Genomic DNA, 16,646 nt, shown 5'->3' with positions numbered 1-16,646 from the left:
TTAGAAGGAGAGAATTTTATGAATAGCATACGTAATTTTTGTATTATAGCTCACATTGATCATGGAAAGAGCACATTGGCCGACCGCATGCTGGTGCATACCAAGACAGTTGGGGAACGGGAGATGCGGGATCAGGTGCTCGACAGTATGGACCTGGAGCAGGAAAGAGGCATTACGATAAAAAGTCATGCTATTCAAATGGATTATGAGCTCAATGGCCAGGCATACAAGCTTAACCTGATTGATACGCCCGGGCATGTTGATTTTTCGTATGAAGTTTCCCGGTCGATTGCCGCCTGCGAAGGAGCTCTTTTAATCATTGATGCCACGCAGGGCATTCAGGCCCAAACTATTTCCAATCTTTATCTGGCTCTGGAACACGATTTGGAAATCATCCCGGTACTCAATAAAATGGACCTACCCAATGCGATACCTGAAGTGGTGGAAGACCAGATTATCGATTTAATTGGCTGTGATCGGGAAGATATCATTCACGCCAGTGGAAAAACCGGAATGGGTGTAGAAACCATTCTGGAGCGGATTGTAGAAAAAGTGCCGTCTCCCTTAGGCGACCCTGAAGCTCCGCTACAGGCACTTATTTTTGATTCGGTATTTAATTCTTTCCGGGGGGTAATTGCTTACTTCAAAATTGTAAATGGTCAAATCAGGAAAAAGGATTTGGTGAAGTTTGTTGCGACCCGAAAACAATATGATGCAGATGAAATTGGTGTTTTGAAACTCGGGATGGTACCACGCGACGTTTTGTCGGCGGGAGATGTAGGCTACATTATCTCGGGGATTAAAACCGCGAAAGAGGTTAAAGTGGGCGATACAATAACCCATGTAGACCGGCCATGCGACAAGGCTATTTCAGGTTTCGAGGAGGTGAAACCCATGGTTTTTGCCGGAATTTATCCGGTGGATGCTGATGATTACGAAGACTTGCGTAATGCGATGGACAAATTACAGTTGAATGATGCATCGCTGACATTCGAACCTGAATCATCTGCTGCTCTGGGATTCGGCTTTCGTTGTGGCTTCCTGGGATTATTGCACATGGAAATTATCCAGGAACGACTGGAACGTGAATATGATATGAATGTAATTACCACAGTTCCAAACGTTTCGTATCTTGCTCATTTGACCGATGGAAGCACCCAGCGGGTATATAACCCTTCCGGAATGCCTAATTCTACCTTGGTCAATGAAATTGAAGAGCCATACATCAGGGCCAGTATTATTACAGCCGCAGAATTTATTGGCCCGGTGATGAACCTCTGTCTCGAAAAGAGGGGAGCGCTGGTTAACCAAAGTTACCTGACTGCCGAACGTGCGGAACTGGTTTTCAACTTACCGCTTGGTGAAATAGTGTTCGATTTCTACGACAAACTGAAAAGTATTTCCCGGGGTTATGCATCGTTTGATTATCATGTAAGTGGGTACAAGCCGGCCAAACTGGTGCGGCTCGACATTTTACTGAATGGAGAGATGGTGGATGCTCTTTCTACGCTCACCCACTTCGATAACGCTTACCCTTTTGGGCGGCGTATGTGTGAAAAACTGAAAGAACTGATCCCTCGTCAACAGTTCGATATTGCCATTCAGGCGGCCATCGGATCGAAAATTATTGCCCGCGAAACTGTAAAAGCCGTGCGAAAAGATGTGACAGCCAAATGTTATGGCGGTGACATTACCCGAAAACGAAAACTGCTGGAAAAGCAGAAAAAAGGGAAAAAGCGTATGAAACAGGTGGGTAATGTGGAAGTGCCTCAAAAAGCCTTTTTGGCCGTTTTAAAGCTTGATTAAGTATGCCGGACTTTTAAGGTCCGGCTTCCGATGATTTGCAGGTTCACACAATCAGTTTATACCCCTTTCCGTGAACATTGATAATTTCAACAGAAGGTTCGTCTTTTAAATGTTTGCGTAATTTGGTGATGTAAACATCCATGCTTCTGGCGTTAAAATAATTGTCGTCAATCCAGATCGACTTCAGCGCATAATTTCGCTCTAAAACTTTATTGGCATTTTGGCACAGCAGCTTTAACAGGTCGGATTCTTTAGTAGTGAGTTTTACAGTCTGTTCCGAGTCTGTTAATGTCTGTTTTCGCGTATCAAATGTGTATTTCCCCAGTGTAAAAACAGGTTCAGAGGCAGCTTGCGATTCCTGAGATGTCCTCCGCAGAATGGCTTCAATTCTGAATATCAGTTCCTCCATGCTAAAGGGTTTTGTGATGTAGTCATCCGCCCCCATTTTAAACCCTTCAATTACATCATCTTTCAGGTTTTTGGCTGTGAGGAAAATTATTGGAATATCGGTATTAACCACCCTGATGTCTTTTGCCAGGGAGAATCCGTCTTTTTTCGGCATCATAATGTCGAGAATGCAAATGTCGTAGTGTTCTTTCATGAAGCCTTTGTAGGCAGCTTCACCATCAGGATAAAGGTCAGCTTCAAAACCCTTGGCGACCAGGTATTCTTTAAGCAGCAATCCCAGATTTTCGTCGTCTTCTGCCAGAAGCAGTTTTGTTTTTTGTTCCATGATTATTTTTTTATTTTGGGTAACAATATACTAAACTTTGTGCCCTTATTTACAGCGCTGTCTACTTTAATTTTTCCATTGTGGAGTTCCACAATTTTTTTTACATAGCTAAGTCCTAATCCGAATCCTTTGACATTGTGTACATTGCCGGTGGGGACACGGTAAAAGCGGTCGAAAATCTGTGTGTGGTGTTCTTTGGAAATGCCGATGCCGTTATCGCGAACCGAAATAATAACATCGCCTCCTTTGTTTTCGCTTGTAACAGTAACTTCGGGTGCCCCGTTGCTGTATTTTACTGCGTTGTCAAGCAGGTTAAATACCACATTCGTTATATGTACTTCATCCCCTTTTATCATTGTTTTGCCGGCATTCAATTCAGAATGCAATACTCCATTTTTATTTTTTATCCGTAGTTCGAAATTATTTAACACACTCTGCAAGGTATTATCCAAATCAAATTCCTTGAATTTCAGTTTAAGTCGACCTTCATTGAAAACAGCCATTTGTAGCACTTTCTCTACCTGGAAGCTAAGCCGTTTGCTCTCCTCGTTAATCACTCTTGAAATGTGTTCCAATGTTTTTGGGGTATTGGAAACACTGCCGTCTTCAAGCATTTGGCTGGCCAGAGAAATAGTTGAAATCGGTGTTTTCAGTTCATGGGTCATATTGTTTATAAAATCATTCTTAATCATGGAGAGTTTCTTCTGTCTGAAGATTACCATAATAGTATAAATGAATATTGCAATCAGTAAACCGGTGAGGATAATGGTCGGAATAATTGTAAATCCGGTAGTACGGAGTAAATAACCTGATCGTTTTGGGAAATAGACATAAAGGTAATTGGGTTGCTGTCCGTCAAAATCGTAAGGGAACAGCAGGCTGGGATATTCCTTTTTCCGTGAAGGGTTGTACCCGGGGCTTCCCATAATAAAGCGATCCTGGCCCTGGTTGGAACTCCTTACGGCATATTTATACTCAAGGTCAATTCCAGATTCTCCGAAAACAGAAGCAATGGCATCTGTCAGGAAGACTGAATCTATCCGTTCGTTCAATATCCTGTCTTCCAGTGAAATTTTGTAATTCCGCCAGCTCATATCCTTCAGCCATTCTTCTCGCCGGCGTTCAAGATCAAGGTTGAATTCATGGAGTTGCTCGAATGATGTAGCATCATTGGGCTGGTTTGGCAATTCCTGTCCCTGTTCTGAATGGGTAGAGTCGGTAATAATTATTTGAAAGTTTTCCTCAAAATTCCCAAAAATATTACGTTCTGAATAATGGAAACGGAAGCTTCCGGATATGGGGCCGGACCCCTGACGCGGAAAAACATTTGGGTTTCCAGGGGTATTGTTCAATCCCTTTAACCGGCCAATTCGGGCACTTTCACGGGCAATGCGGGCGCTTTCACGGGCAATGCGCTGCTCATGAAGTTCCAGTTGATCCACCACTCTTTTCAGCGCACCTTTTACCATCTGATCGAATTGCTCTTCGCGGATGTCGGATGCGGTTTTGATAAGATTGGTTTGGATCAGAATTAAACCCGAAAGCACCAATGCCATTAAAACGATTAATGTCAACAACATTTTTCTGCTCATACGGCAAAGATAATTTTAAAGAAAAGCCGGCGAAAATCGCCTTAACATTATTTAACACAGAAGCCTGTATTGTAATCATTATTAACCCTGATGTGAGGTGTATTTCCTGAATGGGCCAAACTCACGCAGCTTACAACTGCCTATTCAAAAATAAAAAAATATGACGCTTTGTATCATTTTATTTTTTCGAGAAGTAGCTGCTCAATCACCGTCGGGAAATATTTATATTCCAGCTGATGTACTTTTTGAGCTACATCTTCAGGTGAATCGTTGGATAAAACCGGGCATTTTGCCTGAAAAATTACCTCTCCGTCATCGTAAACCCGGTTCACAAAATGAATGGAAATACCCGTTTCGGCCTCCTTGTTTTCTACTACTGACCGGTGTACCTTCATTCCGTACATCCCTTTTCCACCATAATTCGGAAGAAGCGCCGGATGGATATTGATAATGGTGAAGGTATCGATCAGATTTTCGGGAACGAGCCAAAGGAATCCGGCCAAAACAATCAGATCAATGCCCCGCTCATTCAGTTTATCAATCACTTCGCTTGTTTCATAAAACTGTTTCCGGCTAAATACAAAGGTGTCGATTCCCAGTGCGGCTGCCCGTGTCAGCGCGTAGGCATCAGGTTTATTACTCCACAACGAGTCCACTTTAATATCCCTGCTACCAGAAAAATAACGGATAATATTTTGAGCATTAGTGCCTGAACCGGAGGCAAACACTGCTATTTTCTTAACATTCATTTTATTTTGATTTTAGGCATTGGAACATTTGAATAATTAGTTCAAATTTAGATTATTACTTGATTAAGATATCTGGCATGAATCATCTTTTTTATATTTTTTCTTTGAAATATAAATGGTAAATGTATTACTTTGCAGCGAATTATTTAAAAAACTCAAATTAGTATTAACTAAAATTTTAGAATTATGTCTGACGTTGCAGCAAAAGTTAAAGCAATTATCGTTGATAAATTGGGGGTTGACGAAAGTGAAGTTACCAACGAAGCATCATTCACTAATGACCTGGGAGCCGATTCACTTGATACAGTAGAGCTGATTATGGAATTTGAAAAAGAATTCGATTTGGCAATACCGGACGATCAGGCTGAAAAAATTTCGACAGTGGGTGAGGCTATTGCACACATCGAAGAGGCTGTTAAGTAAACCAGAAAATTCATTTATGGAATTAAAACGGGTAGTAATTACCGGAGTGGGTACCGTTAACCCTTTAGGGAATTCAGTTAACGAGTATTGGGATAACCTTCAAAAGGGGGTTAGCGGTGCCACACCCATTTCGAAGTTTGATGCTTCGAAGTATAAAACTCAGTTTGCCTGCGAAGTCAAAAATTTTGATGTGGAGCAATACATGGAGCGCAAGGAAGCGCGGAAATACGACTTGTATACCCATTATGCGCTGGCAACTGCAACTCAGGCTATGACTGATTCGGGACTCGATATGGAGCGAATTGATCATGACAGGGCTGGCGTAATTTGGGGAGCCGGAATAGGTGGACTTCAAACTTTTTTTGAGGAAACCAGGAGTTTCAGGGAAGATAATCCACGCTTTTCACCGTTTTTTATCCCAAAGATGATCGCCAATATGGCGGGTGGACTTATCTCTATTAGGTATCGGTTTAGAGGACCAAATTTTACAACAGTTACTGCTTGTGCTTCCGCTTCACATGCAATCATTGAAGCCTTCAATATGATTCGGCTTGGAAGAGCTGAACTCATGATTACAGGCGGATCTGAAGCTGCAGTAAACGAAGCCGGAGTGGCCGGGTTTAACTCCATGCGTGCTATTTCGACGCGGAACGATGATCCGAAAACTGCCTCAAGGCCCTTTGATAAGGACCGCGATGGTTTTGTCATTGGTGAAGGATCAGCGGCCTTCATATTGGAAGAATATGAAAGCGCCAAAAAAAGAGGGGCCCATATTTATGCTGAAATAGTAGGCGGGGGCATGTCATCTGATGCATTTCATATGACAGCGCCTGACCCGGAAGGAAGGGGAGCCGAATTAGTAATGAAATGGGCCATTGAAGACGCTGGGTTAAAGCCGGAGGATGTAGATTACATCAACGTTCACGGAACTTCCACTCCACTGGGTGATATTGCAGAGCCCAAAGCTATCATTAAAATGTTTGGAGAACATGCTTATAAATTAAGTATCAGTTCAACCAAATCAATGACAGGCCATTTATTAGGGGCTGCAGGCGCAGTGGAAGGACTGGCCAGTGTTCTGGCAATTAAAAATAGTTTAATTCCGCCTACAATAAACCACTTCACAGACGATCCCGAAATTGACAACAGGCTCGACTTTACATTCAATGTGGCCAAACAGAAGAATGTAAATATTGCAATCAGCAATACTTTTGGTTTTGGCGGGCACAATGCAACCCTGGTTTTCAAAAAACTTTAGGATTTGTGGTGAGAAGAATAGCACAACGAATAAAACTCTTTTCGTCGCCTCGAAAGGAGTTTTATTTGTTTTTGAAAGATTTACTTGGTTTTTACCCTGCAAACCTGAAATTGTACGACCTGGCATTTATTCATAAATCAGCATCGGTTTACGATTCGCAGGGAAATCTTGTAAACAACGAACGGCTCGAATTTTTAGGCGATGCCATTCTGGGGGCCATAATTGCTGAGTTCCTTTATAATCGTTTTCCCCAGCAGGATGAAGGATTTCTTACGAAGAACCGTTCAAAACTGGTGAATCGTCCTTTTTTGACCCGACTGACTTTTGATATGGGTTTGAATGTTTTTATCGATTCAAACACTACTAAAAATATTGACAAAAGCCACATATACGGTGATGCGCTCGAAGCACTGATAGGTGCCATTTATTTGGATACAGATTACCAGACAACCAAATATTTTGTCACGAAAAAGATTCTTTCGCAGTTTGTAAACCTAAGTGAAATTGAACAGAAAGACACTAATTTCAAAAGTCAGTTGATAGAATGGAGTCAAAAAAACAAAAAAGATATTCGGTTTGAAACAATCGAGGAACCGGCAAAGGACAAATCAAAACAACCCCGGTTTGTGGCAAAGGTCCAGGTAGATAACAAGGAGATGGGCAAGGGTGTTGGTACTTCCAAAAAAGAAGCACAGCAAAATGCTGCCAGGGAAACGCTGAAGAAGTTAGAAAGTTAACAAATGAGTGATTTACTTATCTATGCATTAGGCTTTTTATCGCAGGTTCTTTTTTTTGCCCGGAACATTGCCCAGTGGTTTTTGTCTGAAAAAGAAGGGACGGTTATTTCTCCGGTTGTTTACTGGCAAATCAGCCTGGCGGCCTCCATCCTGATGCTCACCTATGGAATACTTCGTAATGACTTTGCCATCGTACTGGGGCAGTTTATTGTTTATTGCATATACATTCGCAACCTGCAATTGAAAAAGGCCTGGCATAAAATGCACCTGGCGACACGTATTCTGGCCATTGTAATCCCACTATTTTATGTTGGCTGGCTCCTGTTTGGCAACACGTATAATTTTAATTCCATCCTCAAAAACAAGGATGTTTCCGCAATGCTAATGATTTGGGGCTCTGCCGGACAAATTATCTTTACTTTCCGGTTTGTTTACCAGTGGATTTATTCGGAAAAGCGAAATGATTCCTTCCTGCCATTAGGGTTTTGGATTATCAGCACTGTTGGGTCGCTCATGATTTTTACGTATGCCATTTACCGCCTCGACCCTGTTTTGTTTGCCGCTCATAGTCTTGGTTTGTTCATTTACATCCGCAATATTTTATTGCATTACGGTAAAAACAGCCTTTTTTCAAAAATGGAAAACATACCTGTGTTAAAAGACATTTTGAGGAAGGTGTCTGAAAAAATGAAATAGGAGGTGTTCTGTTTCTGTAGGATGTTGTGCCAGAATACTCTGCGTGCTGTGGAAATTTTGAACAGTGGGTATTTATTCAGGCGGGTCAGGAACATGTAAATTGCACATTCTTAACAACAGAGATGCGCATAGTATTAATAATTAAATGCTTGGTGTTCTTTGTAGTAAAATTGTGATAGTCATTGAGATAAAACCCACTGTATAATTGCCGGAAATATTATTTTTGTAGCGATGCCGGAAAAAAGCAAATATATTGCCCGTGAGGGATGGCTTTCAATATTCGGGAACATTCTCCTGTTTGGACTGAAATATTGGGCTGGAATTATGACCGGCTCACTGGCATTGATTGCAGATGCCTGGCATACCCTTTCCGACTCTGTTTCTTCTGTGATCGTTCTGATTGGTGGTAAAATTTCACGCAAACCGGCTGACGATGATCATCCTTTCGGGCACGGACGCGCCGAACATATTGCTTCTGTTATAATCGGTGTGCTGCTTGCCATTGTTGCCTTTGATTTTGCGGTGTCAGCTGTCCAAAAATTTAGTGCGCACGAACAAACCAACTTTGGAGCCATTGCGTGGGGAGTAACCATTTTTTCAATTCTCAGTAAAGAGGTTATGGCGCAATATGCGTTCTGGGCGGCAAAAAAGACAGGCTCTTCTATATTGAAAGCCGATGGCTGGCATCACCGGACCGACTCACTTTCGTCGGTAGTTATTTTGGTGGGTATTGCCCTGGGGAATAATTTTTGGTGGACCGATGCTGTGTTGAGTTTTGTGGTAGCTGTAATGATTGGCTGGGCTAGTTATCAGATTCTGTCTTCGGAAATAAAATCACTGCTCGGGGAAAGCCCTTCGGAAGAGCTTCTGCTTTCCATTCAAAAATCTACCCAAAATGAATTTAAACGCCCGCTGCACCTGCACCACATTCATATTCATAATTATGGCGATCACACCGAATTGAGTTGCCATATAAAGTTACCTCCGCAGATGTCTCTTGAAGAAGCACATGAAATCTGTACCAAGGTAGAAAATATTATTATGAAAGAGTTTGGATTTGTTTCCACGGTACATCCGGAGCCCGTTGAGTAACGTCATGCTATATCTTATTATCTTATGCCTCCCAAGCTCTATGGCCCCTGGTCACAACGTGAGTACACTGTCGGTAGTTTTTTTAACCTAAAGGATTAGGAAGGTGTATCTGAGTCAGAATTTTTTACTTCCAGGATAAAGCCGCTTCCGTGGATATTTTTGATTTCGATGGAAGGATCATGGACAAGATATTTACGCAATTTGGTGATGAACACATCCATGCTCCGGGTGGTAAAGTAGCCGTCTTCACCCCAGATTTTTTGCAGGGCCGTTTCCCGAGACAATAGCTCATCCTGATTCTGGCAGAGCAACTGAAGAAGTTCGGTCTCTTTGGGTGATAGTTTTTGCTGTTCTTTTCCGCGTGAAATAACTCTGCGTTTCGGATCGAACAAATAGGAGCCTATTTTAAATATTTCTTTTTCAAGTGTTGCTTTCGTTGATTGCCGGTTGAGAATGGCTTTTATTTTGCAGAGCAGCACTTCTGTATCAAACGGCTTGGTAATGTAATCATCGGCCCCTGCGTTATAACCTTTCAGGATGTCTTCTTTTAGCGTTTTGGCCGTAAGAAAAACCAGCGGAATATGTTGATCGCTTTTTCTGATTTGACCGGCAATGGTAAAACCGTCAGTGTGCGGTAACATCACATCAAGGATGCAAATATGAAAGGTACCCTTTTTAAAATGGTCGAAAGCAAATTCCCCATTGTCAACCCACGTTACTTCAAAATCGTTCAGCTCGAGGTAGGATTTTAATACCGCCCCAAAACTGAGGTCGTCTTCTACGAGAAATATGTGTTGTTTTTCATTCATTCTCTTACAAATGGTAAAAATACAATAAACTTACTTCCCCGTCCTGGTTCGCTTTGTACCGAAATAGTGCCCCGGTTTGCTACCACCACTGCTTTTGCGTAACTCAGCCCCAGCCCAAATCCTTTCACATTATGAATGTTTCCGCTTTGCTGCCGGTAAAACCGTTCAAATATTTTGCTCTGAACGCTTTTGGTCATACCAATTCCCTTATCTTCTACCGAAATCAATACTCCTTTGTTTTTGTTGGCGGTGGTGATGGCAATTTGAGGTGCCCCTGCTGAATATTTCATTGCATTGTCGAGAAGATTGTAAAATACATTGGTGCAGTGGTTTTTGTCCGTAGTGATTGAGGGGTTGGATGCCCCAAATCGTGTACCTATTTTCCCGCCGCGTTTTTCTACCTGAAGGGCAATGCCCTGGATAGCCTCTTTCAGTAAGTCATGTATATCGATGGTTTCCCATTTAAATTCAAAGTCTTTCCTGTCGAGTCGTGCGATGGTCAGGATATCTTCTACTTGCCGGTTCATCCGGGCATTTTCTTTTTTGATCATGTCAGTAAAATAGCGCACCTTTTCGGCTTTGGCAATCACTTTTTCATTGTTAATGGAATCGGCTGCCACAGAAATAGTAGCAATAGGGGTTTTAAATTCATGGGTCATATTGTTGATGAAATCCGATTTCATTTCCGAAATTTTCTTTTGTCGCAGAATGTAGAAAATGCTTAAAGCAAACGCAGTCAGGATGCTAAGTGAAAAAATGAGGGAAGCTACCAGCAGCCAGTTAAGGGAGCGTAAAATAAAGCCTTCACGGCCCGGGAAAACAACAGCCAGTTTTAGGCCACGGTCGAAAATGGCATTCGGATACAGATCTGCCTTGTATTCTGATGAAATCAATTGCATCAAATCGGCAGACGGCAAACCCGAATCGAGAATGCTGTCGTGCAGAATTCCAAAATCAAAACGAATGGGAATGTCCCTGTTTCTTAGTTCTTCTGTCAGGATTGTACTTACCAGTTCTTTGTCCACATCTTCGGTATCCCACGAAATAATCTCGGTCATTGCCTGGCTGGCCACGCGCTTCATGTTTCCGGCTTTTTGTTTTACCCGGTTTGAAATACCGGGTAAAATGGTGGCGGCGGTATCAAGACGGTGTAACAAGGAATCGATTTTTTCCATGCCACGTGTGTAGAATGAATCTACATTATAAATAATGGTATCCTGAATAAAAATAATTGAATCGGAAGAGACTGATTTTTTGCTTTCCGAAATAACATTGCTGACAACTTTTTTGCTTTGCAGGCGGGAGTGCAAACGAAACATGCTGTCCCGGTTTTCGGGAACAGGTTCTACTATCACTTCAATGTGTTCATTCTTTCCTTTTGTCTTCTGCCTTTGAATGATACGAACAGGGCGACGGGGTTTTAAGAAAGTATCAGGCAAAGGGGGCGGTGGAGGCATGGTTTCAAAATGGAATTTAACATCAAGGTCCTGACTATCCCATTTTAAAGAATCGTTAAGTACCATGCGGCTGACAACGCTAAGATGATGCTGGTCTTCCAGCTTTTTGATGGTGTTGTTCAGGGCGTCGTTTACACTGCGGCTGAACAGTTCATTTTTAACCCGGATGGCATTGTTCATCCAAACCAGTTGAACGACAAAAATTCCTGCAATGGAAATTCCCATCAATACAACCAAGCCGGCAAAAATTTTCCTGTTCATGTTTCAAATATACACTTTTCAAAGAGGCGTATTCAAATTTTAACTTTTCCTTAACTCATTTTAACCGGTTCTTAACTGGTTGATTACTTGGTTGTAGTCTATCTTTGTTTGCAGAATAAAATAATTTTAAAACTGAAAGTCATGAAGCAGCTTATGTTTATTATCGGGTTCTTAATCGCCTCTTTTATTCTTTTTTCTTCCTTCTCCCCGGGAAAAAAATTGCAGGACCCACCCAAAGGAGAAAAATATAAAACGCACCTTACAATGATGACGGTGGAGGATGGAAAAACAACGGTATTGGATACTGTTGTCGAAGAAGAAAGCGTTTTTGTGTGGCATGGTGATACCATTTGCTCCGGGGATGAAATGAAGTGGATAGGGATGCGGGGGCTTAAACCCGATTCTATCCGAAAAAATATTCGGTTTCACGTAATTGGGCCGGAAGGGGAAGATTTCAGCGAATTTGCTTTCGACTCTCCACCTCCACCGCCTCCTCCTCACCTTCCCCATGCGATTCATATAAGTAAGAAAATGGGCAGGAATGAGATTGACCTGAACGATCCCGGAATCATTTCTTTCGAAAGAAAAACATTGAGCAACGGACGTGAAAAAATTACGATTATACGCGAAAAAGCTGGCGAAAACGACCAGTCAGGGAACAATTAAACAGCAAATGAACTGCTAAATGAAAGCAGAACAAAAGCCGGTTCGGGAGAACCGGTTTTTTTATATCTGTTCCCAGCCCTGCCGGTAGGTGTGCCGAATCCACTCTTCTGCAGTTTGTAAAGCAGGCAGAGTGGCATATTCGTTATTAGTTCTGGGATTTCCGTTTACCACCTCAAATTTGTATTGGGAGAGAATGCGTAATATGTCGTTTGAGCCGATGTTATTGAACCGCATGTTGGGGCCATCCCATACCAGTTTGCGGCGGAGGCTTTGCAACCTGACAGCCAACACACCCAGCAGTACCATTTCATTCAACGGGCCGGCATAGCCAAAGTTAGAGGAGGCTTCAAGCCTTCTTTCAGCAGGCTCTTTGCAGGCGCGAATCCAGTCTTGTTCATGCCCTCCTTCCAAAGCATTGAAAATTCGGCGGATAGATTTGGATGGTTCCTGAAAGCTTTCCATTTTGCTTACAGGTAAAAGTGTGGGGTTTTGAGCATACGCACCGCACATTATTTTGCCGCGCGTCCCATGAAAAATACAGCCTCCGTTTTCATCTCCCATTGGTTCCCCATCATTTAGCTCGTCGGGACGGGGAGGCATCCATCCGCCGTCGTACCAGTGAACAGAGACTTCAGGCATGGCCACTTTGGGCAAATTGTCGCGCCGGGGAAACTCGTATCGGATGAATTCGGAATTTGGAGGAGAATCTGTATTGAACATGGATGAACTCGCTTCCACCGAACGGGGGAAATGGAGCATTAAAGCTTTGAAAACCGGGTCGAGGATGTGGGTACCCATACTACCCAGGGCCCCTGTGCCAAAATCCCACCATCCGCGCCAACTCCATGGGTGATAAACCGGGTTATACTCCCGTTGTTTGGCAGGTCCGAGAAACAAATCCCAGTCGAGGTTTCGGGGAACCCGTTTTCCTCTTTCCGGAAGCTGTAGAAACTGCGGCCATGTGGGGCGGTTTGTCCAGGCATCAACATGTGTTATCTCCCCGATAACACCTGCCCAAATCCATTCGCAAATGCGGCGAATACCTTCATCAGAGTTTCCCTGGTTGCCCATTTGGGTAGCAACATTAAACCGTTGGGCGGTTTCGCTTAATAACCTCGATTCGTAAATTGAGTGGGTCAGCGGACTTTGCAGAAAAACATGTTTTCCTTCTCGCATCGCCAAAATTGCCGGAAGTGCATGGGAATGGTCAGGTGTTGCAATCACTACAGCGTCAATGTCTTTCTGTTCCTCAAGCATCACCCGGTAATCCTTGTATTGTTTGGCGCTGTGCCAACGTTTAAAAGAGTTGTCGGCATAGTCCCAGTCCACATCGCATAAAGCTACAATGTTTTCTGTTTCCATGTTTCTCAGGTTAACATAGCCATGGCCTCCCACTCCGATACCGGCAATGTTCAGTTTGTCGCCCGGAGATTGATGCCCCAGTCCGGCAATAACATTTGACGGCAAAATGGTGAATCCTGCAACAGTAGTTGCTGCGTTTCCAATAAATGTGCGCCGGGAAACAGTATTCATTTTTTTATTCATTGTTTTCAAACATTAACAACAGGGAACTGATGGATGCAAATTAGAAAAAAATAACTGTTTCATCCTATTTTTTTGGTTTGCAATGTCAAATTAACCTTTTTTAGGAAGGTAAAACAGAAGTATATCCGAATGAATAAAAAATGGGCACTCCTAAACGAGCACCCATTTTTTTAAATATTGTAATCTGATTATGCAGGCATGTCAGGCAAACTCCATGGCTTGCGGTAGGTGTGCTTAATCAGTTCATTGGCGAAATCTTTGGCCGGAATCGGGTCAGTCCAGGTTTTCTTGAATGTTGGATGCCCGTCATGAATTTCAAAACCATCTTTAATAACTGTTTTGATGGTTTCGTCACCGGTTAGGTTGGTGAATTGCATATTTTCACCGTCCCAGTCGAGTACTTTGTTCAGCGACTGCAACCGAACCGCCAGTACGCCCATAACTACCATTTCGTTGAATGGTCCTGCTTCACTAAAGTCTGAAGCGGTTGGAACGCGGTTCTCAGCGCTTTCTTTACAGGCACGTACCCAGTCCATTTCATGGCTGGTTTCGATTCTGCGACGGAACTTCGGAGCATCCGGAACTCGTCCTGAAATCAACCATGGATTCACGCCGTAGCATCCGCAAATAAGTTTATCTTTTGTTCCGTGGAAAATAACACCACCACCACGATCATTCGGGTTTTTGCCATCAGGCCATGCATCAGGAAGCATCGGCTTGATTCCTCCGTCGTACCAGTGAACATCAACCTGCGGAAGTTTCATTTTAAGTTTTTTCGCTGCTTTCCTTTCAGGGAATGTCAGTTTTACCGATTGGGAAACGGGTGCGCAATCCTGCAGTAGCAGACTTGAATTCCCCTGGGCATGAATTGGATATCCCAGCTCAAGACCTACGAATACGGGATGAAGGATATGGCAGGCCATATCACCCAGTGCACCTGTTCCGTAGTCCCACCATCCACGCCAGTTCCATGGGTGGTAAATCTGATTGAAGGGACGCATTTTAGCAGGTCCTATAAATAAATCCCAGTCAAGAGTATCCGGAACCCAGTGTCCTTGTTCGGGAGTATTCAGCCCCTGGGGCCAGATTGGACGGTCAGTGAAAGCTTCTACTTTGGTAACTTCCCCGATTTCACCGTTGGCAAGCCATTCAGTGGTGAGGTTTACACCTTCTCCAGATGATCCCTGGTTCCCCATTGAAGTGGCCACTTTATATTCTTTTGCCAGTTTGGTCAATAACCTTGACTCGTAAACAGAGTGAGTTAAAGGTTTTTGTACGTAAACATGCTTGCCCATTGTAATGGCATGGGCGGCAACAATAGCATGGGTATGGTCTGCAGTAGCAACAACAACTGCATCAAAGTCTTTCCCCATTTCATCGTACATTTTACGCCAGTCTTTGTACTTTTTCGCTTTTGGAAAGCGATCGAAAACGCCGTTTCCGCCAGTATATTTCCAGTCTACATCACATAAGCCAATGATGTTTTCAGATTCCAGGTTTTTGAGGTTAGCAAAACCCATACCGCCAACACCCACGCCAACAATATTAAGCTTGTCGCTCGGTGCTTTGTGTCCCAACCCGGCAACTACGTGCCGTGGTACAATGGTAAAACCTGCTGCTGCTGCTGCTGTCGTTCCAAGGAATGTTCTCCTTGTTACCGACTTTTTGTTTGAATTCTTTTCCATAACAAATAAAAGTTTTAATTGGATAGGTACTATATTCCTATTTTTTTTACAAAAAAACTGTTAAATATAACCATATTCAGGATTTCCTCAAACATCGTTTTCCGATTTAAGATGACTCAAATAAAAAAGAATAGGTGTGTAAGGGGCAAAAACAATTCTGTTTTTCAGTTAAATTTGTTTATAGTCAGCGATTTAATGGGTGCGCTCATAGGGCAGCTCTATTTTTGTTAAAAAAAATCAATTTGATTTGGGGGATTATCCGGCTTATTTTTGCCGCAAGTTTTACATCAGATTTATTTACTAAATAAAAAGCAAAAATTATGTTGACAGTTGGAGATAAATTCCCGGAGTTTGAAAAAAAAGCAGTTGTTTCACTTGAACCGGGGAAAGAGTTTAAAACAATGAAATTGGACGATTTGAAAAACGGAAAGTGGACCATATTTTTTTGGTGGCCACTTGACTTTACTTTTGTTTGTCCTACTGAGATTTCATCATTTAATGCTTATTTTGAGGAGTTTGAAAAGCGTGGGGCCAACCTGGTGGGCGCCTCCATTGATTCGGAGTTTGTGCACCTTGCCTGGAGGAATAGTCATCCGGAGTTGAAGGGCTTGAAGTTTCCCATGGTGGCCGATACTTCCAAATCACTATCAGAAGAATTAGGAATTTTGGAAAAAATCAACAAGATAGCTTACCGGGCAACCTATATTATTGATCCCGAGGGAGTCATACAGCATGTTTCGGTTAATAGTTTAGATGTGGGTAGAAATGTAAAAGAAATACTCCGTTTGCTGGATGCTTTCCAGACCGGCGAATTGACTCCCTGTGATTGGGTGCCTGGTCAGGCAACTTTAAATTAATGATTTTGAACTTCAAAAAGATTTTGATATAGCTGTAAGTTTGTTGTTTTGGTCTTAAGACTAAAGTATAAAAAGGGGCTGCAAGGCTCCTTTTTTTTGTTTTTGCTTGTGTTGCCCGGGTATTTTTTACCCGGGTATATCTTTGAGAGATGTTGTCTAAAATCGGGGCAGTGTCCCTTTTTGAATATTTCTATCCCTATTTGGGTCGCATTCCAATTATTGACTTTGTGTTAAGGTTTTGTTTGTGAGTGTTTTATGATTTTGGCATTCGTGTTGTTTT

15 protein-coding genes are annotated in these 16,646 nt (G+C 42.6%); 8 read left to right on the top strand and 7 right to left on the bottom strand.

The genetic code is table 11. From position 1 onward, the window contains the following. The first annotated feature begins 18 nt into the window (after positions 1 to 18). Entirely contained in the window at positions 19 to 1,806 is a 1,788-nt protein-coding gene (gene lepA, locus D1164_RS22240) for a translation elongation factor 4 (RefSeq protein ID WP_119352139.1), read from the top strand. 43 nt (positions 1,807 to 1,849) lie between these two features. Here the strand turns inward: lepA and rprY are convergent, their stop codons facing one another. From rprY to purN, 3 genes are all read right to left on the bottom strand, one after another. After that, on the bottom strand, positions 1,850 to 2,539 hold the full coding sequence (gene rprY / locus D1164_RS22235) for a response regulator transcription factor RprY (RefSeq protein WP_119352116.1): 690 nt from the start codon (positions 2,537 to 2,539) through the stop codon (positions 1,850 to 1,852). A 2-nt stretch (positions 2,540 to 2,541) separates the two neighbouring features. Continuing rightward, positions 2,542 to 4,131, bottom strand: a complete 1,590-nt coding sequence (locus D1164_RS22230; protein WP_119352115.1) for a sensor histidine kinase — start codon at positions 4,129 to 4,131, stop codon at positions 2,542 to 2,544. 173 nt (positions 4,132 to 4,304) lie between these two features. Beyond that, positions 4,305 to 4,880, bottom strand: coding sequence for a phosphoribosylglycinamide formyltransferase (gene purN, locus D1164_RS22225; RefSeq protein WP_119352114.1), 576 nt, complete (start codon positions 4,878 to 4,880; stop codon positions 4,305 to 4,307). Between the two features lie 186 nt (positions 4,881 to 5,066). On the opposite strand from purN, the gene D1164_RS22220 reads away from it, so the two are divergent. The 5 genes from D1164_RS22220 to D1164_RS22200 all read left to right on the top strand — a co-directional run bounded on the left by D1164_RS22220 (position 5,067) and on the right by D1164_RS22200 (position 9,086). Beyond that, positions 5,067 to 5,303 carry an acyl carrier protein gene (locus D1164_RS22220; protein WP_119352113.1) on the top strand — a complete coding sequence of 79 codons (237 nt, stop codon included), beginning with the start codon at positions 5,067 to 5,069 and terminating at the stop codon, positions 5,301 to 5,303. A 16-nt stretch (positions 5,304 to 5,319) separates the two neighbouring features. Continuing rightward, positions 5,320 to 6,561 (top strand): beta-ketoacyl-ACP synthase II, encoded by a 1,242-nt coding sequence (gene fabF, locus D1164_RS22215; protein ID WP_119352112.1) that lies wholly within the window; start codon positions 5,320 to 5,322, stop codon positions 6,559 to 6,561. Positions 6,562 to 6,569: 8 nt separating this feature from the next. Next, on the top strand, positions 6,570 to 7,298 hold the full coding sequence (gene rnc / locus D1164_RS22210; protein WP_172594593.1) for a ribonuclease III: 729 nt from the start codon (positions 6,570 to 6,572) through the stop codon (positions 7,296 to 7,298). A gap of 3 nt (positions 7,299 to 7,301) precedes the next feature. Further along, a complete protein-coding gene (locus D1164_RS22205; RefSeq protein WP_119352110.1) occupies positions 7,302 to 7,994 on the top strand; it encodes a lipid-A-disaccharide synthase N-terminal domain-containing protein in 693 nt (230 codons plus the stop codon). Positions 7,995 to 8,225: 231 nt separating this feature from the next. Next, positions 8,226 to 9,086 (top strand): cation diffusion facilitator family transporter, encoded by an 861-nt coding sequence (locus D1164_RS22200; RefSeq protein ID WP_119352109.1) that lies wholly within the window; start codon positions 8,226 to 8,228, stop codon positions 9,084 to 9,086. Positions 9,087 to 9,181: 95 nt separating this feature from the next. Here D1164_RS22200 and D1164_RS22195 read toward each other — a convergent pair whose 3' ends face one another. Together D1164_RS22195 and D1164_RS22190 are read right to left on the bottom strand one after the other, a co-directional pair. Beyond that, a complete protein-coding gene (locus D1164_RS22195) occupies positions 9,182 to 9,895 on the bottom strand; it encodes a response regulator transcription factor (RefSeq protein ID WP_119352108.1) in 714 nt (237 codons plus the stop codon). Further along, positions 9,892 to 11,613, bottom strand: a complete 1,722-nt coding sequence (locus D1164_RS22190) for a sensor histidine kinase (RefSeq protein WP_119352107.1) — start codon at positions 11,611 to 11,613, stop codon at positions 9,892 to 9,894. Before D1164_RS22190 ends, D1164_RS22195 begins: the two co-directional genes overlap by 4 nt. Before the next feature lie 141 nt (positions 11,614 to 11,754). Between D1164_RS22190 and D1164_RS22185 the strand changes: the two genes are divergently transcribed. Beyond that, positions 11,755 to 12,279 carry a hypothetical protein gene (locus D1164_RS22185; protein WP_119352106.1) on the top strand — a complete coding sequence of 175 codons (525 nt, stop codon included), beginning with the start codon at positions 11,755 to 11,757 and terminating at the stop codon, positions 12,277 to 12,279. 60 nt (positions 12,280 to 12,339) lie between these two features. Here the strand turns inward: D1164_RS22185 and D1164_RS22180 are convergent, their stop codons facing one another. After that, positions 12,340 to 13,824 carry a Gfo/Idh/MocA family protein gene (locus D1164_RS22180; RefSeq protein WP_241558316.1) on the bottom strand — a complete coding sequence of 495 codons (1,485 nt, stop codon included), beginning with the start codon at positions 13,822 to 13,824 and terminating at the stop codon, positions 12,340 to 12,342. A gap of 188 nt (positions 13,825 to 14,012) precedes the next feature. Next, positions 14,013 to 15,509: a Gfo/Idh/MocA family protein gene (locus D1164_RS22175; protein ID WP_119352105.1), complete on the bottom strand. Its 1,497-nt coding sequence runs from the start codon at positions 15,507 to 15,509 to the stop codon at positions 14,013 to 14,015. A gap of 320 nt (positions 15,510 to 15,829) precedes the next feature. Here D1164_RS22175 and D1164_RS22170 point away from each other — a divergent pair, with 320 nt between their 5' ends. After that, positions 15,830 to 16,366, top strand: coding sequence for a peroxiredoxin (locus D1164_RS22170; protein WP_119352104.1), 537 nt, complete (start codon positions 15,830 to 15,832; stop codon positions 16,364 to 16,366). Positions 16,367 to 16,646 lie beyond the last annotated feature (280 nt).

It is taken from the genome of Mariniphaga sediminis (assembly GCF_003573545.1).
Taxonomy (GTDB): Bacteria; Bacteroidota; Bacteroidia; order Bacteroidales; family Prolixibacteraceae; genus Mariniphaga; species Mariniphaga sediminis.
This window is presented reverse-complemented; position numbering and strand designations above follow the sequence as displayed.